This is a genomic window from Streptomyces sp. KR55, assembly GCF_052245645.1.
GTDB classification, from domain to species: domain Bacteria; phylum Actinomycetota; class Actinomycetes; order Streptomycetales; family Streptomycetaceae; genus Streptomyces; species Streptomyces flavusporus.
Genome location: NZ_JBQQCE010000105.1, coordinates 1 through 24,755 on the forward strand (window position 1 = coordinate 1; position 24,755 = coordinate 24,755).

The window sequence follows — 24,755 nt, forward strand, 5'->3', positions numbered from 1 at the left end:
CCGAGGACGCTCGGGTGGTCGACGCCGGGGATGTCCGGGGTGCGCGGGGTGACGCCGGTGGCGACGACGACCTCCTCGTACTCGGCGAGATCGTCGGAGGTCACCCGCGTGTTCAGCCGTACGGCCACGCCGTGCGCGTCGAGCTGGTGGCGGAAGTAGCGCAGCGTCTCGTCGAACTCCTGCTTGCCGGGGACCCTGCGGGCGACGTTGAGCTGCCCGCCGATCTCGCTCGCCGCGTCGTACAGCGTGACGTCGTGGCCGCGTTCGGCCGCGCTGACGGCACAGGCGAGGCCGGCGGGGCCTGCGCCGACGACGGCGACCCCGTCGCCGTGCACGTCCTGCGCGCAGCCGCCCGGCACATGGCCGATTCAGCGGCCGCCGTGTGCCCCACGACGGGCGAGCCCCAGGTCGCCCTCACCGGGGGCCTGTTCAAGATGGGCGCCGCTCTCCTCGTACCACTGGACGAGGAACTGACGAAGCGGCTGCCCCACGCCCGCCGGGTGGCGGCCGAGGGCGATCCGCTGCACGGCTCGGTCCGTATCGCGGCCGAGCTGACGGCCGGGACTCTCACCTTGCCGGGTGACGAGAAACTGCTGTATGTGGTGGCCGCCCAGGGGGACTGATCCCGGCGCGGCGCATATCCGACATGTAGCACTTGAGGTGGCGCAGTTCATCAGTCATCTCACACAAACGCGCTGATCACTTATGATCCGTACGTAACTCATCAGACAAATCCGGACGGATACCGCTCACCTGCACCCTCCCCGAACAAGGGAGCCCAGGAAGCCAGTAACATGCGGCGCCATGAGCTCCCCCACTGGGCCCGCGTCCGGCCTGCCAGTACGAATGCCGCGCCCCCGCCAGCCCGGGCGGCACCGCCGACCCGAGCCCCTGGCTGCTCCCGAGGGCGCGCCCGCGCTCGTCCTCGCGGTTCCGGGCACGCCCAGCGTGGCCACGCGCAGCCTCGCCGAGGAGGTCGTGAGCATCGCCCGCTCCGAGCTGCCCGGCCTCGACGCCCGGATCGGCTACGTCGAGGGTGACGACGCGGAGTTCCCCACGCTCCAGTCGGTGCTGGCGTACGCCGCCGACGAGCGCAGCGCCCGCTATGAGCAGGCGCGCGCGGCCGGTGTGGAGGTCAAGGAGCCCGATGGCCCGGTCGCCGTTGTGGTGCCGCTGCTCGCCGGTCCGGACAGTGCGCTGCTGCGCCAGGTCCGCCAGGCCGTGATGGACAGCCGCGTCGCGGCCGAGCTGACCGATGTGCTCGGCCCGCACCCGCTGCTGGCCGAGGCCCTGCACGTGCGCCTGTCGGAGGCGGGCCTGGCCCGCGCCGACCGCGCCCGGCTGTTCACCGTGGCCACCGCCGCGGACGGCATCATCCTGGCCTCGGTGGGCGGCGAGGAGGCCGTGCAGGCGGCCGGGATCACCGGCATGCTGCTCGCCGCGCGGCTCGCGGTGCCGGTGATGGCGGCGGCGCTGGACCAGGAGGGTTCGATCGCGTCCGTCGCGGAGCAGCTGCGTTCCTCGGGCTCGCAGCAGCTGGCGCTGGCGCCGTACCTGATCGGCCCCGAGATCGACCCGGGCCTGGTCGCGGAAGCCGCGAAGGAGGCGGGCTGCTCGGCCGCCGAGCCGCTCGGCGCCTACCCGGCCATCGGCAAGCTCGCCCTGGCCAAGTACACGACGGCGCTCGGCATCGCCCCGCAGCAGCCGCAGGGCGCTCCGGTCCGCTGAACCGGTTGTCACCCGCAGTCGTACGACGAGGGCCCGCTCCGCGCATCGGAGCGGGCCCTTCGCCATGGCGGTGTCGACGACCAGGTCACGTCGACGGAGCGGGTCGTTCGCGGGGGACTCAGCGAGCCGCCGGAGGCGTCCCGCGGCAGACGGTGGCCGCGGCAGACGATCACATGAGGTCTACGCCAAGTGCGGCGACTTGGACGGCGTGCGCAGGGGCGTGACCAGTTCGGCCAGGGCGCGCTCCAGGCCGTGCAGATGGGCGAGGGCGGCCGGTTCGACCGCGCGCTGCTGAGGCGCGAGATCGGGGGCGCCGCCCACCGCATCGCCCGTGAGCGCCTCCACCGCGCCCTGCACGCGCCGGCAGGCGGCGGCCAGGCGGGCGTCGTGGGAGGCCTCCGGGTCGGCGGCCACGGCGACCAGGCCGCGGATCTCACGGGCGCAGTCGTCGAGCAGGGCCAGCACCCGGCGGGCGCGCCGCTTGCGGCCGAACATGGGGCTCAGCGGGTGCACCAGCGGGGCGACGGCGAGGCGTACCCGGCCGAGGAGCAGTTCCAGTTCCACCACCCGCAGGGCCGGGTCGGCGTCGTCGACGCCGGCGAGGCGTGCCGCGGCCTCGGCGGTGCACGCATGGACGCAGCGCAGGGCGCGCTGGATCCAGGCGTCGGTGACGGTGTGGGTGGTGACGGGCAGGACGAACAGGACGGCCAGTACGGCACCCACCGCCCCGATGCCGGTCTCGGCGAGGCGCAGCGCGAGCAGCGCGGGCTCGAGCACGCCCAGGAGGCCGTAGAGCAGCTCGGCGAGCAGGGTCACGCAGAGCATCATCCAGGTGTAGGACACGGCTGCCGTGTAGAAGATGCCGAACACACACACGGCGGCGAGCAGGGCGGAGGGCACCGCGGCGCCGTGCAGCGGGACGGCGACGAGCAGTCCGAGGCCGATGCCGATCACCGTGCCGAGGAGCCGGCGGAAGCCGCGGACCAGGGTCTCGCCGCGCGAGGTGGTGTTCACGAAGATCCACCAGGTGGCGCCGACGGCCCAGTACCAGCGCTCCCCGGACACCAGCTGCCCCACGACCAGGGCGAAGCCCGCGCCGACGGTCGCCTGGACCGCCTGGCGCGTGGTGATCCGGACGAGGCCCGTGCCGCCCGGTGGCGCGACCGCGGGGACCGGGGTCAGACGGCGCTCGTAGCACCACAGTCCGAAGCGCACCGCGGCCGCGGCGAGCACGGACAGCAGGACGGCGGCGTACAGCTCGGGCAACTGTCCGGGGGTCGCCTGCAGGAACTGCGCGATGAAGAAGGTCATGAACGCGAACACGCCGAGGCTGTGTCCGCGTGGCCCCCAGCGGCGGGCGTAGACGCCGGTGCCGACCACGGCGAGGAAGGTGAGGTCGCGGGCGACGGGCTGGTCGTGCAGTTCGGCCGCGGCGGCCAGCACGGGCAGACCGACGGCCGGCAGCAGCGCGGTGGTCACGGCCTGCCCGCGGACGGTCGTGTCCGTGACCGTGAACAGGGCGAGGAGCGCGGCCAGCCCACCGGTGACGGCACCGGCGAGGGAGTGCCCGGCGAGGCCGCAGACGACGACCGCGAGGCCGATGCCGAGGACGGCACGCGCGGCGAAGCGCAGCCGCGTCCGCCCCGGGTCCGGGGCCACGAACACCCTCTTCAGCACTTCCCACCCCTTGCATACGACCGGCATGAAAAAGGCGCCGCGGGATCCGCAGCGCCATCGACGCCTCCATGACAGCATCACTTCCACCACTGGCTCAAGTGGCTCCGATTTCACTGGGCCATTGGCACAGCAGCAAGGACTTCCCAGGATTCTCCACCAGGCCAACGGACGACGTCGGACGGCCCAGCCCGACCGCGTCCCGCTGGGCCATTGGTACAGTCGGCCGTGATCTTCGGCGGAAGGGAGGCAGGGTGCCATGGCCGTGGACGAGCTGGACACCCGCATCCTGCGGCTGCTGCTGGAGCAGCCGCACACGAGTGTGCGGGAGTACGCCCGTCTCCTCGGGGTGGCCCGCGGCACGCTCCAGGCCCGCCTCGACCGCCTGGAACGGGACGGCGTGATCACCGGCACCGGCCCGGTGCTCTCCCCCGCCGCACTCGGCCACCCGGTGCTCGCGTTCGTGCACATCGAGGTCACCCAGGGCCACCTCGACGACGTGGGGGACGCACTGGCCGCCGTACCGTAGATCGTCGAGGCGTTCTCGATCACGGGCGGCGGTGATCTGCTCACCAGGGTCGTGGCGCGTGACAACGCCCATCTCGAGGATGTGATCCAGAAGCTGATCAGCCTGCCCGGGGTCGTCCGCACCCGCACCGAGGTGGCCCTGCGCGAACGTGTGCCGCACCGGCTGCTGCCGCTCGTCGAGTCGATCGGCCGGGCCGCCGCGCAGTGATCACGGCACGGACGCCCTTGCCATCATGACCCGCATGAGCAATCTCGGCGACATCTCGGTCATCTTCGATCTCGACGGAACACTCGTGGACAGCGAGCCGAACTACTACGAGGCGGGCCGGCAGATCCTCGCCGAGCACGGCGTACCGGACTTCACGTGGGCCGACCACGAGCAGTACGTCGGCATCAGCACCCAAGAGACGGTCGCGCACTGGAAACAGCGCTACGGGCTGCGCGCCTCCGTCGAGGACCTGATCGCCGCCAAGAACCGCCGCTATCTGGAGCTCGCCCGCGCCTCCACGCGCGCGTACCCCGAGATGCGCAAGTTCGTCGAGCTGCTGGCCGCCGAGGGCGTTCCGATGGCCGTGGCCTCGGGTTCGTCGCCCGAGGCCATCGCGGCGATCCTGGCCGTCACGGGCCTGGACGCCCAGTTGCGAACGGTCGTCTCGGCGGACGAGGTCGTGCACGGCAAGCCCGCCCCGGACGTCTCCCTGGAGGCCGCCCGCCGGCTCGGCGCGGACCCCGCCGACTGCGTGGTCGTCGAGGACGCGGCTCCCGGCGCGGCCGCCGCCCACGCGGCCGGCATGCGCTGCATCGCGCTCCCCTATGTGGCCGCCCAGGCCGACGCGCCGGAGTTCGCGACCGCCGACCTCCTGCTGCGGGGCGGCCAGGCGGAGTTCACGGCGCGGGCGGCGTACGACTGGCTCGTGCGCACGACTCCGACGTCCTGAACCCACCAACCGCAGCCCATCCGTTACGGATACGGAACTCGCTGTCGAACACGTCAGAACCGTTGACGCCCTCCCGCCCCACCCCTACCGTCTGGTCGATCATTCGCACATCGTTCGTGATATCGAACAGCTGACGCATGGAGGAGCACCCATGGCATCGCCCCTCTCCCGACGGACCCTGCTGCAGTCGGCAATGCTCGCCGGCGCCGCATCCGGAGTGACCGCCACGGCGTCCGTGCGGGCTTCGGCGGCCACGCTTCCGCCACCGGCGTCCTGGACGCTGCAGCCCTTCCCTCTCAGGGACGTGCGGCTCGGGGACGGAGTCTTCGCCGGCAAACGGCAGCTGATGCTCGATCACGCCCGCGGCTACGACGTGAACCGGCTGTTGCAGGTCTTCCGCGCCAACGCCGGCCTCTCCACCCGGGGCGCGGTCGCGCCCGGCGGCTGGGAGGGGCTGGACGGCGAGGCCAACGGCAATCTGCGCGGGCACTACACCGGCCACTTCCTCACCATGCTCTCCCAGGCCCACGCGGGCACCGGGGAGCAGGTGTACGCGGACCGGATCCGCACCATGGTGGAAGCCCTCGCCGAGGTGCGCGAGGCACTGCGACGCGACCCGGCCGTGCTCGCCGTGGACGGCAGATTCGGCTCGGCGGCGGAGAACGTACGCGGTTCCCACCAGTTCGTCGACCTGCCGAGCGGCGTGCTCGACGGCGCCGCGTCGATCACCCTCTCCGCCTGGGTCAAGCCCACCCACGAGGGCAACTGGGCCAGGATCTTCGACTTCGGCGACAACACGACCCGTTACATGTACCTGGCGGCCCGCACCGCGAACGGTGTGCCGCGCTTCGCCCTCACCACCGGCGGCCCCGGAGCCGAACAGGGCCTCGACGGCACCTCCGCCCTGCCGCTGAACCGGTGGAGCCACCTCGCGGTCACGATCGCCGACGGCGCGGGCACGCTGTACGTCAACGGCTCGGCCGTGGCGCGGAACACGGCGATGACCCTCACCCCGGCGGCCCTGGGCACCCCGGCGGACAACTGGCTCGGCCGCTCCCACTTCTCCGCCGACCCGGTCTTCGCGGGCGCCTTCGACGAGTTCAACGTCTGGTCACGCGCCCTGACCGCCGACGAGATCGCCGCACTGCAGAACAATCGGGCCGCCGACACCCCCGCCGGACGGGGTGACCGGGCGTCGTACGCCTTCGACGAGACCACCGGGGCCACCTTCGCGGACGCCTCCGGCCGGGGCCTGCACGCCACTCTGCGCCGCACCTGGGGCGGGCCCAGCCACCCCGGCTTCCTCGCGGCGTATCCGGAGACCCAGTTCATCCAGCTGGAGTCGATGACCAGTTCCGACTACACCAAGGTGTGGGCGCCGTACTACACCGCGCACAAGATCCTCCGCGGGCTGCTGGACGCCTGCCTCGCCACCGACGACGACCAGGCGCTCGACCTTGCCTCCGGGATGTGCGACTGGATGTACTCCCGGCTGTCCAGGCTGCCCGACGCCACCCGGCAGCGCATGTGGGGGATCTTCTCCAGCGGCGAGTACGGCGGCATCGTGGAGGCGATCGTCGACCTGCACTCGATCACCGGAAAGGCCGAACACCTCGCGCTGGCCCGGCTGTTCGACCTGGACAAGCTGATCGACGCCTGCGCCGCGAACACCGACACCCTCGACGGCCTGCACGCCAACCAGCACATCCCCATATTCACCGGCCTCGTCCGGCTGTACGACGCAACGGGCGAAGAGCGCTGCCTCACCGCCGCCCGGAACTTCTGGGGCATGGTCGTACCGCAGCGCATGTACGGCATCGGCGGCACCAGCACGGGTGAGTTCTGGCGGGCGCCTGGTGTCATCGCGGGGACGATCAGCGCTACCACGGCCGAGTCCTGCTGCGCGTACAACATGCTGAAACTGAGCCGGATGCTCTTCTTCCACGAGCAGGAACCGGCGTACATGGACTACTACGAGCGGGCCCTCTACAACCTGGTCCTCGGCTCCAAGCAGGACACGGCGGACGCAGAGAAGCCGCTGGTCACCTACTTCATCGGGCTGACGCCGGGCCACGTACGCGACTACACGCCCAAGCAGGGCACCACCTGCTGCGAGGGCACGGGCATGGAGAGCGCCACCAAGTACCAGGACTCGGTGTACTTCAGGAAGGCCGACGGCAGCGCCCTGTACGTCAACCTGTACAGCCCCTCCACGCTCGACTGGGCGGAGAAGGGCGTCACCGTCACGCAGACCACCGACTATCCGCGCGAGCAGGGCAGCACGCTCACCGTCCGCGGCCGCAGCGAGGCCTTCGAGCTGCGGTTGCGGGTGCCGTCCTGGGCGACGGCCGGTTTCCGGGTGACCGTCAACGGCCAGACGGTCGACGGGACTCCGAGGCCCGGCAGCTACTTCGCCGTCTCCCGGACCTGGCAGGACGGCGACACCGTGCGGGTGACGAGCCCGTTCCGGCTGCGGGTCGAGCGCGCGCTGGACGACCCGTCCCTGCAGACCCTGTTCTACGGGCCGGTCAACCTGGTCGCCCGCAACTCCGCCACGAGTTACCTGGAGTTCGGGCTGTACCGCAATGCCGCCCTCTCCGGCGACCTGCTGCCCTCGCTCACTCCCGTGACGGGCAAACCGCTCCACTACACGCTCGGCGGCACGGAGTTCGCCCCCTTCTTCGAGGGCACCGAGGATCCGGCCCACGCCTACTTCCGGCGCACCGAACCCCGAGTGGTCTTCGGCACCACCGAGTCGGGCGTCGCCAACCCCGCGAAGGCGGACGGCACGACGCTGCTCGACGAGGTGTGGGCGGGGGCGCCGTTCAGCAGCAAGGACGTCCTGGTCACGCGGGTGCGGACGACGGTGGACGCCTGGGTGGCGGCGGGGCTGCTCGGCCGAGCCGACGGTGACCGGGTCGTGCGTACAGCGGAGCAGGCATCGTTCGTCCGCTGACTCCGGGGCTAGGAACGGCGGCGAGGCTTGCCGCGGCGGCCGCTCCTGGGCGTGCCGGACCGAGGATTCTTTCCGGCCGCCGGCTTCTGCCGTGCGGCGGCCTCGTCGCGGCGCTTCTCCTTGGGCTGCGCCGCCGGCCGGCTGCGGCCCCGCGTGCTGTTCACGGTGCGGCCGCGGACGATGCCGATGAAGTCCTCGACCAGGTCGGTGTGCGCGCCCTCCGGCCAGCACAGGGCGACGCCGGACTGCGGGGCGTCCCCGAGCGGCCGGTAGGTCAGGTCCCTGCGGTGGTGCAGGCGGGCCAGGGACTGGGGGACGGCTAGGACGCCGATGCCCGCCGCGACGAGTTCGATCGCGTCGGCGGTGGTGGCGGGGCGTTCGAAGGCGGGCTCTCCCGGGAGCTGCTCCCAGCCGAGGACGTCGTCGAGGGGGTGGAGGACGACCTCCTCGGCGAGATCCTCGAGGGTCGCCTCGTCCGCCGCGGTCAGGAGGTGGTCCTTGGGGACCACGACGACCGTCGTCTCGGTGTAGAGGGGGATCGCGCTGAAGACCGTACGGTCGACCGGCAGCCGTACGATCCCCGCGTCCGCCGCGCCGTCCCGCAACACATCGGATGCCTCGGCGGCCGTGACGGAGATGAGGTTCAGGGGGACGTCGGGCAGGCGCTCGTTCCAGATCCGCACCCACTTGCCGGGTGTCGCCCCAGGGACGTACGCGAGCCGGAACGAAGGGTGTGCTTCCGAGCCTGTCACCCCGCCAGGTTACCGGCTGTGGTCGGAGGTCTCGTATCCGGCCGATAGTCTGGACAGCATGAAGTCGCACCAGACCGCCCAGACGATGAAGCCCGCGACCGCGGCGAAGAAGCTGGGTGTGTACCTCCCCGCCACCCCCGCCGAGTTCCAGCAGGGAGTCGTCTCGCGCGCCGAACTGAACGAGCTCCAGGCCAATCCGCCTGAGTGGCTGCGGGAGCTGCGACGCAACGGCCCGCACCCGCGGCCGGTGGTCGCGGCGAAGCTGGGCGTCTCCATCGCGGGGCTGGCACGCGGCGGGGTGACGGAGCCGCTCACCAGCGAGCAGATCGAGGCGCTGAAGGCGGAGCGGCCCGAGTGGCTGGAGAAGGAGCGCGCCACCCAGGCGGAGGTCCGCAAGGAAGCGGCCCGGCTCAAGGCGCGCAACGCCGAGCAGGGCGATCACTGACGCGGAATTCCGCCACCGAGATCGTGCACGCGGGTGAGGGCCCCGTTTACGGACCGGGGCCCTCACGCATGGGGGTGCACCGGCGGTCTCAGGCGGCTTCCCTAGCGCCGCGCTCCGACCCGTCCCGGTGAATCGGCGTGCCCGAACCGGTCAGCGGGACGCCCGTGCCGCCCCGCCGGGTCGCGACGATCTCCGCCGCGATGGACAGGGCGGTCTCCTCGGGCGTACGGGCGCCCAGGTCGAGGCCGATGGGGGACCTGAGCCCGGCCAGCTCCCGCTCGCTCACGCCTGCCTCCCGCAGCCTCCGGTTGCGGTCGGCGTGGGTGCGGCGCGAGCCCATCGCGCCGACGAACGCGACCGGCATCCGCAGGGCCTCCTGCAGGAGCGGTACGTCGAACTTGGCGTCGTGGGTGAGCACGCACAGGACCGTGCGCGCATCGGTCGCCGTACCCCGCAGATAGCGGTGCGGCCAGTCCACGACGACGTCGTCCGCGTCGGGGAAGCGGGCCCGCGTGGCGAAGACGGGGCGGGCGTCGCACACGGTGACGTGATAGCCGAGGAACTTGCCCGCGCGTACGAGCGCCGCGGCGAAGTCGATCGCGCCGAAGACGATCATGCGTGGCGGCGGCACCCTGGACTCGACGAACAGCGTGAGGCCGCCGGGGCAGCGCGAGCCGTCCTCCGACAGCTCGACCGTGCCGGTGCGGCCGGAGTCCAGCAGGGCGCGGGCCTCCGCGGCCGCCGTCCGGTCCAGCTCCGGGTGACCGCCGAGACCGCCCTCGGTCGTTCCGTCGGGGCGCACGAACAGGGCGCTGCCGAGGAGTCCGGCCGGACCGCGGGCGACCCGGGCCACCGCGGCCGGCTCGCCCTGCGCGGCGGCCGACAGCGCCGCCGCGAACACCCTGTCGCCGGACGCGATCGGTGTGACCAGTACGTCGATGACCCCGCCGCAGGTCAGCCCGACCGCGAAGGCGTCCTCGTCGCTGTAGCCGAACCGCTCGCGAACCGTCTCGCCGTCCTGCAGCGCCTGGACGCACAGGTCGTACACCGCCCCTTCGACACAACCGCCGGAGACCGAGCCGATGGCCGTGCCGTCCCGGTCGACGGCGAGGGCGGCGCCGGGATCGCGCGGCGCGCTGCCGCCGACGGCGACGACGGTGGCGACCGCGAAGTCCCGGCCCTCGGCCACCCAGCGGTTGAGCTCCTCGGCGATGTCAAGCATCCCGGGCTCCGGTGCCCGCGGCTGCGGCCAGCAGGACGCGGTCGGGCCGGATCGGCAGGTTCCGGTGGCGTACGCCGGTCGCGTGCCAGACGGCGTTGGCGATCGCCGCCGCCGCACCGACGATCCCGACCTCGCCGATCCCCTTGATGCCGACCGGGTCGTCGGGGTCAGGGTCGTCCACCCAGTCCGCCTCGATGTACGGCACGTCGGCATGCGCCGCGACGTGATAGCCGGCCAGGTCGGCGCCGACGTGGCCGCCCGAGACCCGGTCGCGGACCGCCTCCTCGTGCAAGGCCATGGAGATGCCCCAGATCATCCCGCCGATGAACTGGCTGCGCGCCGTCAGCGGGTTGACGATCCGCCCGGCCGCGAACATGCCCAGCATGCGCCGGACGCGCACCTCACCGGTGGTGATGTCCACGGCGACCTCGGCGAACTGCGCTCCGAAGGAGTGCCGTTCCTTCTGTGCGAGGGCGCCCACGGCCGCGGAGGTGTCCGAGCGGACCGTGATGCCCTCGGGCGGAATACCGCCGCCCAGGGCGAGTCGCTCCCGCAGCTCCTGCGCGGCGGCCGTGATCGCCCAGCCCCAGGAGCGGGTGCCCATCGAGCCACCGGCGATCATCGCGAAGCCGAAATCGCTGTCCCCGATGCGGACGCGGACGCGGTCCGGCGCGACCTCGAGTGCGTCGGCGGCGATCAGGGTGAGCGCGGTGCGCGCCCCGGTCCCGATGTCGGACGCGGTGATCCGCACGGTGAAGGTGCCGTCCGCCTCCGCCGTCACGGCCGCCGTCGAGGGTGCCGCCCCGGCGCCGAAGGAGGCCGCCGCCGTGCCGGTGCCGAGCAGCCAGCGTCCGTCCCGGCGCAGGCCGGGGCGCGGGTCACGGTCCGCCCAGCCGAACCGGCGGGCGCCCTCCTGGAAGCAGGCGAGCAGGTTGCGGCTGCTGAACGGCAGCCCGGACACAGGGCCCGCCTCGGGTTCGTTGCGGGTGCGCAGTTCGATGGGGTCGAGGCCGCACTTCTCGGCGAGTTCGTCGAGCGCCGACTCCAGCGCGAACGAGCCGGGTGCCTCGCCCGGCGCACGCATCCAGGTCGGGGTCGGCACATCGAGTCGTACGACCTCGTTGGCGGTGTGGTGGGCGTCGGCGTCGTACATCACGCGGGCCGGCCCGGAGCTCGGCTCGACGAACTCATACACGGTCGACGTCACGCTCAGTGAGCGGTGCTCCAGTGCGCGCAGCCGTCCGTCGGCGTCGGCCCCGAGGCGGACGCGCTGGGCGGTCGGGCTGCGGTAGCCGGCGAGCGAGAACATCTGGCGGCGGGTGAGGACGACCCGGACCGGGCGCTGGAGGGCGGTCGCGGCCATCACGGCGGCCACCTGGTGTGCGCGGACGCCCTTGGACCCGAAACCGCCGCCGATGTGTTCGGACCGCACGCGCACGGCGGACGGTTCGAGAGAGAACAGCGCCGCCAGCCCCTGCGCGACCCAGGTGCTGCCCTGGTTGGAGTCGACGACCTCCAGCCGGCCGCCGTCCCAGTGGGCCGTCGCCGCGTGCGGCTCCATGGGGTTGTGGTGCTCCTCGGGCGTGGTGTACTCGGCGTCCACGACGACGGCGGACGCGGCGAGTTCGGACTCCAGGTCGCCCTTCTCCGTCACCCCCGGCATGTGGGAGTCCACCGGGTAGGCGTCCGGGCGTCCGGGCGAGAACGCGACGTCGTGCGGCTCCTGCTCGTACGTCACGACGAGCGCCTCGGCGGCCTCCCGGGCCTGCTCGGACGTCTCTGCGACGACCAGTGCCACCGGCCAGCCCAGGTGCGGCACGCGGTCGTGCTGGAAGAGGGCGGTGGTCGGCTCCGGCTTCACTCCCAGCAGGCCGACGTGGTCGGTGTCGACGCGGGGGGCGTTGCCGTGGTGCAGGACGGCGAGGACGCCCGGCATGCCGAGGACGCCGTCGGCCTCCACCGAGCGGATGCGGCCGCGGGCCACGGTGGACAACGCCAGCCAGCCGTGGGCGAGTTCGGCGAAGGGGATCTCTCCGGCGTAGCGGGCGGCTCCGGTGACCTTGTCCACGCCCTCCACGCGGGAGTGGGCGGTGCCGACGGAGGGCGTCAGGCGGGTGGCCGTGGTCATCGGGCGGCCTCCTCGGCGAGTTCGGTCAGCACGGCCACGACGAGGTTGCGCATCAGGGTCACCTTGTATCGGTTGTCGGGCAGTGGTCGGGCGGCGGCCAGTTCGGCGTCCGCGGCGGCGGCGAAGGCCTCGGCGTCTGCCGGCCCCCCGGTCAGGAGGCGTTCGGCCTCGCGGGCCCGCCAGGGCCGGGACGCGACGGCGCCGAGGGCGAGGCGTACGTCCCGTACGACGCCGTCCCGGACGTCCATCGCGGCGGCGAGGGAGCCGATCGCGAAGGCGTAGGAGGCGCGCTCGCGGACCTTGCGGTAGCGCGAGTGGGCGGCGACCGGGGCGGGCGGCAGGGTGACGCCGGTGATCAGCGCGCCCGCCGGCAGCGCGGTCTCCAGGTGGGGCGTGTCGCCCACCGGCAGATAGAACTCGGTGAGCGGCAACTCGCCGGGCCCCTCTGCCGTTTCGTAAGAGACGACGGCGTCGAAGGCGGTGAGGGCGACCGCCATGTCCGAGGGGTGGGTGGCCACGCAGTGCTCGGAGGCGCCCAGGATGGCGTGGTTGCGGTGCTCGCCCTCGACGGCTGGGCAACCGCTGCCGGGGACGCGCTTGTTGCAGGGCTTGGTCACGTCGGCGAAGTAGCCGCAGCGGGTGCGCTGGAGCAGGTTTCCGCCGACGGTGGCCATGTTGCGCAGTTGTCCGGAGGCACCGGCCAGAACCGCCTGCGTCAACGCCGGGTAGCGGCGGCGGACTTCGGGGTGGGCGGCGAGGTCGCTGTTGGTGACGGTCGCGCCGATACGCAGGCCGCCCTCCTCGGTCACCTCGATCCGGTCGAGGGGCAGTTCGCGCACGTCGACGAGCCGGGCGGGCCGCTCGACGCCGGTCTTCATCAGGTCGACGAGGTTGGTGCCGCCGCCGAGGAAACGTGCGTCCGGATCGGCGCCGAGGAGCGCGACCGCGCCGGAGACGTCATGGGCCCGCTGATAGCCGAAGTCCCTCATGCCGCCGCCTCCTCGTCCACCGCCGCCGCCTGGGCTACGGCCTGGACGATCGACACGTACGCACCACAGCGGCACAGGTTGCCGCTCATTCGCTCCCGGATCTCCTCCGCGGTCAGCAGTGGCGGCCCCGCTTCGGGCCGGACGTCGTCGGTGACGGCGCTCGGCCAGCCCGCCGCGTGTTCCTCGATCATCGCGATGGCCGAACAGATCTGGCCGGGCGTGCAGTAACCGCACTGGAAGCCGTCGAGGTCGAGGAACGCCTGCTGCACCGGATGCAGCCGCTCACCGTCGGCCACGCCCTCGATGGTGGTGATCTCACGCCCCTCGGCGGCCACCGCCAGTTGCAGACAGGCCACGGCCCGTCGCCCGTCGACCAGAACCGTGCATGCACCGCATTGCCCCTGGTCACAGCCCTTCTTGGTGCCGGTCAGATCGAGACGTTCACGTAGTGCGTCGAGCAGGGTGGTGCGATGGTCGACGGACAGCGGATATTTCTCGCCATTGATGGTCAGGGTGATGGCACTGGACGTCGAGGAGGGGGCTGGGGCCATGATCAGCCTTCTTTCGCATATCCGGAGCACGTCGGAGGACGACCCGGCAAACAGATGAATCGGGACGTATCGCGAGATCGATGGACGTATCAGAAGAGTCGAGAGGCAGGGGGATGGCGCCGCATATGGCGAGATCGGCTCGTCCGTAGGTATGGTGAACCTAAGCGGACAGCTGTCCACTACAGAAAAACGTACCGGACAGCTGTCCGGTTAGCAAGGCGGGATTCCGGCCAGGAGGACGAGTGCAGGAGAAGAAGCACGCACCTCTGCGCTCGGACGCGCAGCGAAACCGCGAGCGCATCCTGAAGGTGGCCCTGGTCGAGTTGACCCGCTCCGCGGACACCCCGTTGAGCGCGATCGCCAAGAAGGCGTGCGTCGGTCAGGGCACGTTCTACCGCCACTTCCCCAACCGCGAGTCGCTCGTTCTGGAGATCTACCGCCACGAGATGCAGCAGGTCGCCGATTCCGCGGCCGAGCTGCTCGAGACCCGGGAACCGGACCGTGCGCTACGGGAGTGGATGGACCGCCTCGCCCAGTTCGCCATGACCAAGGCCGGCCTGGCGGACGCCTTCCGCCAGGCCGCCAACCCGCCGGGGACCCTCCACAAACCCGGCCCCACTCCGGTGATCGCCGCGGCCGAACTCCTGCTCCGCGCCAACGAGGAGGCAGGCACCGTCCGCCCCGGAGTCACCGCGGACGATTTCCTCCTCGCCATCTCCGGCCTCTGGCAGATCGACCCCCACGGCGACTGGCAGCCCCGAGCCACCCGGCTCCTGGACCTCGTCATGGACGGACTGCGCGCCGGAGCACCCGGGCGGTGACGCGGATCCCGGCGCGGTAGTGCCCTGCGCGCCACACGTGCCTCCGCGCCCTTTGTGCATCTTCTGCACACCCCCTGCAGAAGTCGACAGCCATTCGGTGCAGCCCGTATCAACAACCGTTCACCCATGCTTCTTTGTGCACCCGTGCGCCCCCGCAGAAAGAGGATTCAGGGGCCGACGGCCGGTTGGACTGGGCAGAACAAGGATTCAGGCGCCAGGTCGGTGAGCGGTCACCGATTTCAATGGGTCGACTGAGGCAGGGGGTATTCGATGAGCGGTACTGTGACCGAACCGGGGCGGATATGGACCGTGGGTACTGCGCCGGGCATATTCTCGTTCTTCAGTCATGCTATCGCCTTGTTCCGGCGTCCGCTGGACTTTCTGAATTCCCTTCCCGCGCACGGAGATCTGGTCGAGATACGGCTGGGCCCCATGCGCGCCTGGGTGGCGTGTGATCCCGAACTGGTCCACCAGATGCTGATGGACCCGCACACCTTCGACAAGGGCGGTCCACTGTACGACCGCCTCGGCGCGCTGATGGGCGACGGCCTCGTCACATGCCGCCAGAATGCGCATCGCCGGCAACGCACACTCCTGCAACCCGGCTTCCGCCCGTCCCGCGTCGCCTCGTACACGCAGCTGATGGGCGAGGAGGCCGACACGCTGTGCCGCGCATGGCGGCCGGGAGAGAGGGTCGATGTCACCGCGGCGATGATGGGACTGACGACGCGGGTGACGAGCCGGGTGCTGTTCTCCGATTCGCTGGACGCGGAGCGGGCGGCCGCCGTGCGCGAGAGCCTTGCCGCCGTCGTGCGGGGCCTCTTCGTCCGCACGGTGGTGCCGATGGACGCCCCGTTCCGTGTCCCGACGCCCGCCAACCGCCGCTACCGGAACGCACTCGTACGCCTGCACACGCTCGTCGGCTCCCTCATCGCCGAACGTCGGCAGGGCACGCCCCGCGACGATCTGCTGGGAACCCTGCTGAGGGCCGAGCGCGACGGCGAAGGAGCGGAAGGGCTCACCGGGCAGGAGATCCACGACCAGCTCATCACGCTCCTGCTCACCGGGGTCGAGACCACGGCGATGTGCCTGGCCTCGGCCTTCAGCCTCCTGGCGGCGAATCCCGAGGCGGAACGCCGCCTCCACCACGAAGTCGACACGGTCCTCGACGACCAGCGCGCTCCGGGACCGGACGAGTTGGCGCGTCTCGCCTACGCCAGGTGCGTGGTCACCGAGACGCTGCGCGTGCATCCACCCGGCTGGCTGTTCACCCGGATCACCACCGAGGAAACCCGGTTCGCGGGCCGCCGGCTGCCCCGCGGAGCCACCGTCCTGTACAGCCCGTACCTCCTGCACCACGACCCGGCGTCCTTTCCCGAGCCCGAACTGTTCCTTCCCGAACGCTGGTTTCCGGAGCGGGCCACGTCCGTACCGAAGGGCGCGATGCTGCCTTTCGCCGCGGGAAACCGCAAATGCATCGGCGACACCTTCGCCATGGCGGAGGCCACCGTGGCCCTTGCGACAATTGCCGGCCGATGGCGCTTGCGCCCGCTGTCGAGGCACATCGAACCACCGCGCCCCGCGGTGACATTGGGGCCGAGGTCGCTGATGATGATCTGCGAATCGCGTCAGACGCACGTGACAGGACTTCCGAATGGCAGGTGACAACGGTGTCCACGACGTATGAGGGAACTACCACCGCATCCCACAGCGGAATTCCAACAGGAAGTCTCAAAGAACTGATCGAGACCACCCTCTACATGCCCTTCCCGTTTCTGAGCAATCCCCATCAGTCCGAAGCCGCAGCCGGCGTCGACACATGGTTGCGCGCCTGGGGGCTGACCGACGATCCCCTTGTGGCGGAGATGATCGCCCGCACTCGCCCGGCCGAACTCGCGTCCTACAACAGCCCGACGATGGACGTCGAGGTCCTCCAACTCGTGGCCGATCAGATCGCCTACCAGTTCATCTTCGACGACCGGGCGGAGGAGGTCGGCCGGCGGCAGCCCAACCGGCTGCTGCCCATGTTGTGCGAGAGCATCAGGATCCTGCGGGACGACGAGCCGCCCAGCACCCCGCTCGGGGCGGCCCTGGCCGACCTCTACCGCCGGGTTCAGGAACGGTGCACGCCCGCGCAGGCAGCGCGATGGGCGTGGAACAGCCGGGAGTACGTGCACGGGCTGTTGTACGAAGCGGTGGCCCAGACCCACTCGCTCCCCCTGCGGATCGGACTCAACAGCTCGATACGCGCGCTCATTGCGGGTGTCGAGCCCTTCTACCCGCTGTGCGAGGCTGCGGGTCCGCACGAGTTGAACCCCGAGGAGCTGCATCACCCCGTCATGCGGCGACTGGGCAGGCTGTCGGCAGACGCGGCGGTGTGGATACCCGACTTGTTCTCCGCGGTGAAGGAGCAGCGCGCGGGCGGAATGATCAATCTGGCCCTGGCCCACCAGAGCACGTACCGCTGTTCCCTGCCGCAAGCGGTCACACTGGCCATCCGGCAGGTCAACAGCACGATCAGCGAGTTCGAGAGGCTCTATGGGGAGATCGAACCGCAGCTGAGCGCGGCAGGCGTCAGCTACGTGGACGGCATGGTGGGCTGGATCCGCGGTTGCTACTACTGGTCCTGCACCGTGCCGCGCTACGCGGACACGGCGGCGGCCTCCGCGCTCCCCTGAGGCCGACGGCTCCCAACCAGGGCCGATTCAAGCTACGTTACCCAGAAGAGGGACGTCCACGCCGCCACGGCGGATGATTCACCCGTCTCTGTCGTTCTGGTTCGCCAGTCCGGCCCCCGCGCCTGTGCGAGGGCGTACTCTCGGCGCTGTCTTCCGAGGGCCGACGACTGGAAGCGGGTACGGCACATGGCGATGGGGCCGCGGCAACCGATCACCGATCATCAGCCATTGCTCGAACGTCGGCATGAACTGCACGCGCTCGACGCCGCGTTGGCCGGCCTCTGCGACAGGGTCGACGGTGTGCCGCAACCACGGCGGGGCGGACTGATCGCCTTCACCGGTTCGGCGGGGCTGGGAAAGACGACGCTCATCAGGCAGGCACGCGAGCAGGCAGCAGCGCGCGGGGTCACGGTGTTCTCGGGCCAAGGCGGCGAGGCCGAACAGGAGCTGGCCTTCCGTGTGGTGCGCCAGCTCATGCAGCCCGCCCTGGCGGCGATGGACGAGACGGAGCGACGGGACTTCCTGGGGAGTTGGTACGACATCGTCTCTGCCGCACTGGGGCTCGAGGCGACGAGCACCGCCCGGGTACCCGACCCGGCGGGCGTGCGCGACGGCCTGGACTGGGTCATGACGCGCCTGACCATGCTGAAGGGTCCCCTCGTCCTGCTGCTGGACGACATGCACTGGGCCGATGCCGAGTCCCTGAATTGGCTCGCCTCGTTCGCCCCGAGGGTCGCGGACCTTCCGTTGCTGATCGTCGTCGCGTACCGCCCCGATGAACTGCCTGGCGAGGCGAGCGCGTTCCGCTCGCACTTCGAGGGCCGAGGAAACCGTCCCTATGTTCTGGCGCCGCTCACCGCCGCCGCGGTTGCGCAGATCGTCCGGCATGAACTCGGTGAGGGGGCCGAGGACGGGTTCTGCGACGAATGCTGGGCGGTCACCGGCGGAAGCCCTTTCGAGGCGGTCGAACTGGCCATCCGGCTCGGCGAGCGTCGGCTGAGGGGTGTCCGGGACGAGTTGCCCACCATGCGGAACCTCGCCTCCGCGGTGAAGGGCCCAGGGCTGCTCGACCGTCTGCAGCGCCTCGGGACGACCACCGTCCGCTTCGCGTGGGCTGCCGCCGTACTGGGCACGTCCATCTCGCCGGACCTCGCCGCCACCATCGCGGTGGTCGGCAGCGAGGACGCCGCGGAGGCAACCGAGCGGCTGCGCGCCGCCAGGATCCTGGCGGACACGTCCGGGCCGGGCGGCTGCCTGGAGTTCGTCCACCCTCTGATCGCGACGACGGTCTACCGAGGCATTCCCACGAGCCTGCGGCCCGGTCTGCACAACGCAGCGGCGGAAGCCGTCCGGGCGGCCGGGCTCGGCCCCACCGCCGCCGCCCGGCATCTGCTTGAAGTGCCCTGCGAGGGCAGGACCGAGGCGGTGGCGTGTCTGCGGGAGGCCGCCCGTGAGTACCTCCGGGCCGGCGCCCCGGAGGCCGCACGGCGGGTCCTGACCCGAGCACTTCAGGAGCCGCCACTTCCGGAGGACCGTGCCGCGCTCCTCCACGAACTCGCGTCTTCGACCTTCCTCATCGACCCCGCAGCCACCATCAGTCACCTCCGGGAGGCGCTCGCGGAGCCCGGAGTCGACCCCGAGCTGCATGCCTCCATCGTCTACCGGCTCACCCAGGCGCTCGCCCACACCGATCAGGTGGCGGAAGCCGCGGCCGTGGCCGAGGAGGAGGCGCGACAGGCCGTCGATGCGCGGACACGACTGCGGATGCAGGCCTATCACTTCGTGTGGAGCGCTTTCCGCACCGACGAGCCCGACTCCCCCGCCCGCTCCCGCCGACTGGCGCGGCTGGCCGCGCGACTGCCCGGTCGTGGTCTGGAGGAGCGCTACATCCTGGGCCTGCGAGCCTGGGACGCCCTTGTGCGCGGCGAGCCGCGGCAGGTCGTGCTCGCGAGCGCCCAGGAAGCCCTGCGCGGTGGTCTGAGCTGGACCGATGAGAACCATGGCTTCGAGGTCCCGGTGTCGGTCGCCCTGGTGTTCATGTACTGCGACCAGCCTCGGCGGGCGGAGGAGCTGTTCACCATGGGCATCGCCGAGTGCGAAGCCAAGGGCTGGCGCGGCTCCCATCTGGCTCTCGGCCACACTCTCTTCGGCTACATCCGCTACCGGCGCGGCTGTCTGGCCGAAGCGGAGGACCTGGTGAACGAGGGCCTGCGCACCGCCGAGCGAGTAGAAGGCGCCGTCCCCGCCCAGTGGTTCGCCATCGGCATCCTCATCCAGATCCTGCTCGCCCGCGGGCGAACCGAGGACGCACGCCGGCTCGCGGACTCGTACCGCTATGGCGAGGTCGTCCCGAACGCGGTCATCTACCCGGATCCCCGCACGGTGTACGCCGAACTGCTGCTGGCCGAGGGCCGGATCGCCGAGGCGGAGGGGCTGTTGGCCGCCGTCGGAGACCGGCTGGAGGCGCGGGCCTGGCGCAACCCCGCCTGGTGCCCGTGGCAGCTGGACCTGTCGGCCGCGCTCGCCCCCACCACGCCCGACCGGGCGGTCCGTCTCGCCCGGGATGCGGTGAAGCGGGCCCGGGACTTCGGTGCGGCCTCCGCGATCGGTCAGGCGCTGCACGCCGAGGCCGAGGCGACCGGCGGTCCGGCCGCCCTGAAGCTGTACGCGGAGGCCGTCGAGCATCTGCAGCGGTCGCCGGCCGGGTACGAACTGGCCCGCGCCCAGGTCGGCCACGGGGCCGCACTGTCCCGGAACGGCCGGCTGCAGGAGGCTGCCCACCGGCTCTACCAGGGCCTGGAAGGTGCCGTCCACTGTGGTGCCGAGGCCCTCGCCGCCCGGGCCCGGGACGAGTTGTCCGCGGCCGGACTGCGGCCGCTGCCCCTGCGCTACGCCCAGACCGACACGCTCACCGCTCCCGAGCGCAAGGCTGCCGAGATGGTGGCCGTGGGGCACCCGGTGGGCGTCGTCGCGAAGGATCTGCGCCTCACCGAGCAAGGGGTGACGCAGTTGCTCTCCTCCGTCTACCGCAAGGTGGGCACGGATCCCGCCGGCCTCGCCAGGGCCCTGGAGACGTTTCCCCGGCCCCGATCCTGACCCGACAGCGCTCACCGAGGGATACCCCTCGTGTTGTCGACGAAGAGAGTCTGTGTTTTTTCGGTCATCGTCATGACGTGCACCTGTCCAAACCGTGCTTGCTGATGGCACGCTGCCTTTCTCACTGCGCGCAGCAACACCCCTTCCTGCCCGGGCGGATGGTCCCCACCGCCCGGCCCCACCGCAGAAGGAGACCGCGTGATAGGCAGCCTCCGCAGGTTCGGCACATCCGGCGGCACCCGCGTTCGCCGCACCGTTCTCGGCGCTCTGGCCGGCGTTGCCGCCTTGTTGGCCACCGGTGTCACCGCCGCGCCGGCAGGCGCCGCCGACACGAAACCGGGAGTGGTGCCGCTCTCGGCGCAGGAACGCGCCCGTGGCTTCTGGACGCCGGAGCGGATGCGTCAGGCCACTCCGCTCGACGTACTGTCCGTCGACCGCTCGGACGTCGGAGCATCGGCACCTCGCAAGGGCAAGAAGGCGATCATCGCGCCCAGCGCCCCGGCATCCACCGTCGGGACCCTGGCGTTCCCCCACAGCGGCGGCGCCTGGACCGGCGGCGGAGCCGTGCTGAAGACCGCGGGGCGGGTGTTCTTCACCTACCAGGGCCGCACCGCCTCATGCTCGGGCAACGCCGTCACCAGCGCCAACAAGAGCACCGTGATCACCGCCGGCCACTGTGTGAAGCTGGAGGGCTCCTGGCACACCAACTGGGTGTTCGTGCCGGGCTACCACGACGGACAGGCCCCGTACGGAAGGTGGGCGGCGGCCAAGACCCTGTCCACACCGCAGTGGACGGACAGTGAGGACATCGACTACGACGTCGGCGCGGCCGTGGTCGCCCCGCTGGACGGCAAGAAGCTGACCGACGTCGTCGGCGGCCAGGGCCTGGCCTTCAACACCGGCTACAACAAGGCCATGTACGCCTTCGGCTTCCCGGCCGCCGCACCGTACGACGGCGAGAAGTTCATCTACTGCAGCGGTACCACCTACCGGGACTTCCTGCTGTCCAGCGACCACGGTCTGACCTGCGACATGACCGGCGGCTCCAGTGGAGGCCCCTGGTTCACCCAGTTCGACGAGGCCACCGGGACCGGGCTGCAGTCCTCGGTGAACAGCTTCAAGTACAACTTCCTGCCGACCGCCATGTACGGACCGTACTTCGGCGCGGACGCGCAGAACCTCTACCAGACCGCCCAGTCGTCCTGAACGGTCGCCCTGCCCCGCCGAAGCCGAGGCCGGCGCCCTTCGCGCCGGTCACGGCGGCGGCCGGAGCGCCCCGCCACGCCACGTTGAGTAACGTAGTGAGTGCAGTGAATTACTCATTTCCGTGATCGAAAGCGGTTGAGCATGGCGGCGCCATCGTTCACGACCGACGACGCTGAGGAATCTGTCGTTTCGCCGGTCAACTCACACAACGAGTGGGACCCGCTGGAGGAGATCATCGTCGGGCGCCTCGATGGCGCGGCGATCCCCTCCAAGCACCCGGTCGTAGCCTGCAATATCCCACCCTGGGCGGCCCGGCTGCAGGGCCTTGCCTCCGGCTTCAAGTATCCGCGCATGCTGATCGAGCGGGCACAGCATGAGCTCGACCAGTTCATCACCCTCCTGGAGTCCCTCGACATCACGGTGAGGCGCCCGGACGCGGTCGACCACAGGCAACGCTTCGGGACCCCCGACTGGTCCTCACGCGGTTTTTGTAACACCTGTCCGCGTGACAGCATGCTCGTCATCGGCGACGAGATCATCGAGACCCCGATGGCATGGCCGTGCCGGTATTTCGAGACGCACTCCTATCGCTCCATCCTCAAGGACTACTTCCGGCGCGGCGCGCGCTGGACGGCGGCGCCGAAGCCGCAGCTCACCGATGCCCTCTTCGAGGCGGATTTCCGTACGCCCGAGGCGGGCGAGCCCATGCGCTACATCCTCACCGAGTTCGAGCCGGTGTTCGACGCGGCGGATTTCGTGCGCGCGGGGCGCGATCTGTTCGTCACGCGGAGCAACGTCACCAACCAAATGGGCATCGACTGGTTGCGTCGCCATCTCGGGCCCGGTTATCGCATCCACGAGATCGAGAGCCGCTGCCGTACGCCCATGCACATCGACACGACGTTCGTCCTGCTCTCGCCCGGCAAGGCGCTGGTCAATCCTGAATACATCGACGTCGACCGCCTGCCCGACGTCCTGAACTCGTGGGACATCCTGATCGCCCCCGAGCCCAACCCGATCGACGAGCGCATCCTCAAGATCACCTCGATGTGCGGCAAGTGGCTCAGCATGAACGTTCTCATGATCGACGAAAAACGGGTGATCGCGGAGCGGCACCACACCGACATGCTGCACGCGCTCGAGAATTGGGGCTTCGAACCGATCCCGTGCGACCTGCTGCACTACGCGCCGTTCGGCGGCTCATTCCACTGCGCGACGCTCGACATCCGGCGTCGCGGCACGCTCGAATCCTACTTCTCTTGATCGGCCCACCGATCGTACGTGGCAGGTCGTCACGTTCCGCACGGTATGGGCAGGACTGGCGGGCGCATCCGACGGTGGGAGTACTCACACGTGCCCGTAACCGCCTCCCGCAACTGCCCTCCGCCCCCCGAGCCGACCCTGAGAGATCCCCCATCTGTCCCCAGATGTGTCAGAAATCTTTGACAGGTACCCGAAGGGGCTGTCAGCCTTTTCTGACAGGTACGACGGAAAGGGGCCGCGATGCCTGAGGTCCCGCCTCCGGCACCGACGGGCGACGAGCTGCTGAAGGTGCTCTCCGCGCTCGGCAATCCGCACCGCATGCGGATTGTCGCGGCGCTCATGGAGAGCCGGAACTACGTCAGCGCACTGGCGCGCGAGATCGGTATGGGCCGACCGCTGCTGCACATGCACCTGCAGCGACTGGAGGCTGCCGGACTGGTCGTCGGCACGCTCGAACTCGCGGAGGACGGCAAGGCGATGAAGTACTTCGAAGTCGCCCCGTTCTTCTATGAGTTGACGCCCCACGTCATCGCCCGGGCGGCCGCGACGATCACCGAGACCGCTGACCGGACCGACCGGACCCCGAAAGAGGAAGCGAAGTGAATGAGGAACTGGTGACGCTCGCCGCCGACGCCGAGGAGCTGGGGGTCCTGGTCGGCGCCGTCGGCGCGGCCGGGTTCTTCGCCCTGCTCATCGTGATCGTCTGGCAGGTCGCCGCCACCTGGCGGGCCCGCATGCTGGCGGCGCGCGAGGAGCAGTACAAGGAACTGGCGGCAAAGTACGCGCAACTCCTCGAAGACACCGTGGAGTTGCAGCGCCGCACCGTCGAGGAACAGCGGCAGACCCTCGACGAACTGACGCAGACCCGGCTGGCGGTCGGCTCGATGGAGAAGATGATGCGCGAGATCGAGTAACAGCGGCCGTAGACGTACGGCCGGGAGCGCCAACTCCCGGCCGTACCGAGGAAGCACACGCCCCGGACACACACATCCCGTACGCCACGGCAGGTCGTCACACCTCATGCGCCGTGGTGCCGATCCCGTGCGCCCTGTGCCGGTCGCCGCACTGGCTGCCGGCGGCGCGCTCCCACGAAGGAGACTACTCATGCGTGCGCTGCTCAAGCGCGTCACCCGTGCGCCCGGCGGGCGGCGCGGCAAATGGCTCGTCCTTGCGGCCTGGCTGATCGTGGCCGTCGCGCTCGGCCCGTTGGCCGGAAAGCTCGGCGACGTCGAGGACACGAGCGCCAACGCCTTCTTGCCGCGTGGCGCGGAGTCCGCGCGGGTCAACACCGAGCTGGAGAAGTTTCGCACGGACACGGTGATGCCCGCGGTCGTCGTCTACACCGGCGAGGGCGCGGACGCGAAGGCGGCCGCCGACCGGACCGCCTTCGCGCAGTTCGTCCCCGCGGGCGAGGGCATCTCGCGGCCCATCCCGTCCGATGACGGCGAGGCCCTGATGACCGTCGTCCCGCTGGACACCGAGGACGACCTCACCGGCAGGATCGACGAACTGCGCGAGATCGCCGGAGCCAATGCCCCACCCGGTGTGAACATCGAGGTCGGCGGGCCTGCCGGCTCCCTCACCGACCAGGTCGCGGTCTTCGACGGTCTCGACTCGACCCTGCTGATCGCCACCGCCCTGGTCGTCGCAGCACTGCTCCTGATCACCTACCGCAGCCCCGTCCTGTGGCTCCTCCCCCTGCTCGCCGTCGGCTTCGCGGCCGTCCTCACCCAGGTCACCACCTACCTGCTGGCCAAGCACGCCGGGCTGCCGGTGGACC

Annotated in this window: 19 protein-coding genes and 3 pseudogenes; 15 read left to right on the forward strand and 7 right to left on the reverse strand. The window is 70.8% G+C overall.

All coding sequences use genetic code 11. The annotated features are described in order from the left end of the window. Window positions 1–320: pseudogene (locus ACTWQJ_RS17540) on the reverse strand (FAD-dependent oxidoreductase); the annotation flags it as partial. On the opposite strand from ACTWQJ_RS17540, the pseudogene ACTWQJ_RS17545 reads away from it, so the two are divergent. Continuing rightward, a pseudogene (locus tag ACTWQJ_RS17545) lies at window positions 300–623 on the forward strand (ATPase); the annotation flags it as partial. The pseudogenes ACTWQJ_RS17540 and ACTWQJ_RS17545 overlap by 21 nt on opposite strands. A 181-nt stretch (window positions 624–804) precedes the next feature. After that, window positions 805–1,728, forward strand: coding sequence for a sirohydrochlorin chelatase (locus ACTWQJ_RS17550; protein ID WP_443307567.1), 924 nt, complete (start codon window positions 805–807; stop codon window positions 1,726–1,728). 180 nt (window positions 1,729–1,908) lie between these two features. Here ACTWQJ_RS17550 and ACTWQJ_RS17555 read toward each other — a convergent pair whose 3' ends face one another. Further along, entirely contained in the window at window positions 1,909–3,405 is a 1,497-nt protein-coding gene (locus ACTWQJ_RS17555; RefSeq protein ID WP_443307568.1) for an FUSC family protein, read from the reverse strand. Between the two features lie 256 nt (window positions 3,406–3,661). On the opposite strand from ACTWQJ_RS17555, the pseudogene ACTWQJ_RS17560 reads away from it, so the two are divergent. The 3 genes and pseudogenes from ACTWQJ_RS17560 to ACTWQJ_RS17570 all read left to right on the forward strand — a co-directional run bounded on the left by ACTWQJ_RS17560 (window position 3,662) and on the right by ACTWQJ_RS17570 (window position 7,824). Beyond that, a pseudogene (locus ACTWQJ_RS17560) lies at window positions 3,662–4,138 on the forward strand (Lrp/AsnC family transcriptional regulator). A gap of 34 nt (window positions 4,139–4,172) precedes the next feature. After that, window positions 4,173–4,868, forward strand: coding sequence for an HAD family hydrolase (locus ACTWQJ_RS17565; RefSeq protein ID WP_443307569.1), 696 nt, complete (start codon window positions 4,173–4,175; stop codon window positions 4,866–4,868). A 151-nt stretch (window positions 4,869–5,019) separates the two neighbouring features. Beyond that, on the forward strand, window positions 5,020–7,824 hold the full coding sequence (locus tag ACTWQJ_RS17570; protein ID WP_443307570.1) for a beta-L-arabinofuranosidase domain-containing protein: 2,805 nt from the start codon (window positions 5,020–5,022) through the stop codon (window positions 7,822–7,824). Between the two features lie 8 nt (window positions 7,825–7,832). Here ACTWQJ_RS17570 and ACTWQJ_RS17575 read toward each other — a convergent pair whose 3' ends face one another. Further along, window positions 7,833–8,576 (reverse strand): LysR family substrate-binding domain-containing protein, encoded by a 744-nt coding sequence (locus tag ACTWQJ_RS17575; RefSeq protein WP_443307571.1) that lies wholly within the window; start codon window positions 8,574–8,576, stop codon window positions 7,833–7,835. Between the two features lie 58 nt (window positions 8,577–8,634). Here ACTWQJ_RS17575 and ACTWQJ_RS17580 point away from each other — a divergent pair, with 58 nt between their 5' ends. Further along, window positions 8,635–9,021 carry a DUF5997 family protein gene (locus ACTWQJ_RS17580; RefSeq protein ID WP_443307572.1) on the forward strand — a complete coding sequence of 129 codons (387 nt, stop codon included), beginning with the start codon at window positions 8,635–8,637 and terminating at the stop codon, window positions 9,019–9,021. Window positions 9,022–9,109: 88 nt separating this feature from the next. On the opposite strand, the gene ACTWQJ_RS17585 is transcribed toward ACTWQJ_RS17580, so the two are convergent. Genes ACTWQJ_RS17585 through ACTWQJ_RS17600 form a run of 4 tightly spaced genes read right to left on the reverse strand, consistent with a single transcriptional unit; the run spans window position 9,110 to window position 13,911 of the window. Further along, window positions 9,110–10,243: an XdhC family protein gene (locus ACTWQJ_RS17585; protein ID WP_443307573.1), complete on the reverse strand. Its 1,134-nt coding sequence runs from the start codon at window positions 10,241–10,243 to the stop codon at window positions 9,110–9,112. Continuing rightward, window positions 10,236–12,371, reverse strand: coding sequence for a xanthine dehydrogenase family protein molybdopterin-binding subunit (locus ACTWQJ_RS17590; RefSeq protein ID WP_443307574.1), 2,136 nt, complete (start codon window positions 12,369–12,371; stop codon window positions 10,236–10,238). Before ACTWQJ_RS17590 ends, ACTWQJ_RS17585 begins: the two co-directional genes overlap by 8 nt. Then, window positions 12,368–13,360 (reverse strand): FAD binding domain-containing protein, encoded by a 993-nt coding sequence (locus ACTWQJ_RS17595; protein WP_443307575.1) that lies wholly within the window; start codon window positions 13,358–13,360, stop codon window positions 12,368–12,370. Before ACTWQJ_RS17595 ends, ACTWQJ_RS17590 begins: the two co-directional genes overlap by 4 nt. Continuing rightward, window positions 13,357–13,911, reverse strand: a complete 555-nt coding sequence (locus ACTWQJ_RS17600; protein WP_443307576.1) for a 2Fe-2S iron-sulfur cluster-binding protein — start codon at window positions 13,909–13,911, stop codon at window positions 13,357–13,359. The genes ACTWQJ_RS17595 and ACTWQJ_RS17600 overlap by 4 nt, the downstream gene beginning before the upstream one ends. Before the next feature lie 242 nt (window positions 13,912–14,153). On the opposite strand from ACTWQJ_RS17600, the gene ACTWQJ_RS17605 reads away from it, so the two are divergent. From ACTWQJ_RS17605 to ACTWQJ_RS17645, 9 genes are all read left to right on the forward strand, one after another. Beyond that, complete coding sequence (locus ACTWQJ_RS17605) at window positions 14,154–14,732, forward strand: TetR/AcrR family transcriptional regulator (RefSeq protein WP_443307577.1); 579 nt, start codon at window positions 14,154–14,156, stop codon at window positions 14,730–14,732. A gap of 357 nt (window positions 14,733–15,089) precedes the next feature. Further along, on the forward strand, window positions 15,090–16,397 hold the full coding sequence (locus ACTWQJ_RS17610; protein ID WP_443307578.1) for a cytochrome P450: 1,308 nt from the start codon (window positions 15,090–15,092) through the stop codon (window positions 16,395–16,397). Window positions 16,398–16,492: 95 nt separating this feature from the next. After that, window positions 16,493–17,410: a (-)-alpha-amorphene synthase gene (locus tag ACTWQJ_RS17615; protein WP_443307579.1), complete on the forward strand. Its 918-nt coding sequence runs from the start codon at window positions 16,493–16,495 to the stop codon at window positions 17,408–17,410. A 186-nt stretch (window positions 17,411–17,596) separates the two neighbouring features. Further along, window positions 17,597–20,506 carry an ATP-binding protein gene (locus tag ACTWQJ_RS17620; protein WP_443307580.1) on the forward strand — a complete coding sequence of 970 codons (2,910 nt, stop codon included), beginning with the start codon at window positions 17,597–17,599 and terminating at the stop codon, window positions 20,504–20,506. Between the two features lie 198 nt (window positions 20,507–20,704). Beyond that, window positions 20,705–21,712: a trypsin-like serine peptidase gene (locus tag ACTWQJ_RS17625; protein WP_443307581.1), complete on the forward strand. Its 1,008-nt coding sequence runs from the start codon at window positions 20,705–20,707 to the stop codon at window positions 21,710–21,712. Between the two features lie 141 nt (window positions 21,713–21,853). Beyond that, on the forward strand, window positions 21,854–22,975 hold the full coding sequence (locus ACTWQJ_RS17630) for an amidinotransferase (RefSeq protein ID WP_443307582.1): 1,122 nt from the start codon (window positions 21,854–21,856) through the stop codon (window positions 22,973–22,975). A 240-nt stretch (window positions 22,976–23,215) separates the two neighbouring features. Next, window positions 23,216–23,578, forward strand: coding sequence for an ArsR/SmtB family transcription factor (locus ACTWQJ_RS17635; protein ID WP_443307583.1), 363 nt, complete (start codon window positions 23,216–23,218; stop codon window positions 23,576–23,578). After that, complete coding sequence (locus ACTWQJ_RS17640; protein ID WP_443307584.1) at window positions 23,575–23,889, forward strand: hypothetical protein; 315 nt, start codon at window positions 23,575–23,577, stop codon at window positions 23,887–23,889. The genes ACTWQJ_RS17635 and ACTWQJ_RS17640 overlap by 4 nt, the downstream gene beginning before the upstream one ends. A gap of 190 nt (window positions 23,890–24,079) precedes the next feature. Continuing rightward, window positions 24,080–24,755: MMPL family transporter (locus ACTWQJ_RS17645; protein ID WP_443307585.1), on the forward strand; the 676-nt coding region annotated here is incomplete at its 3' end.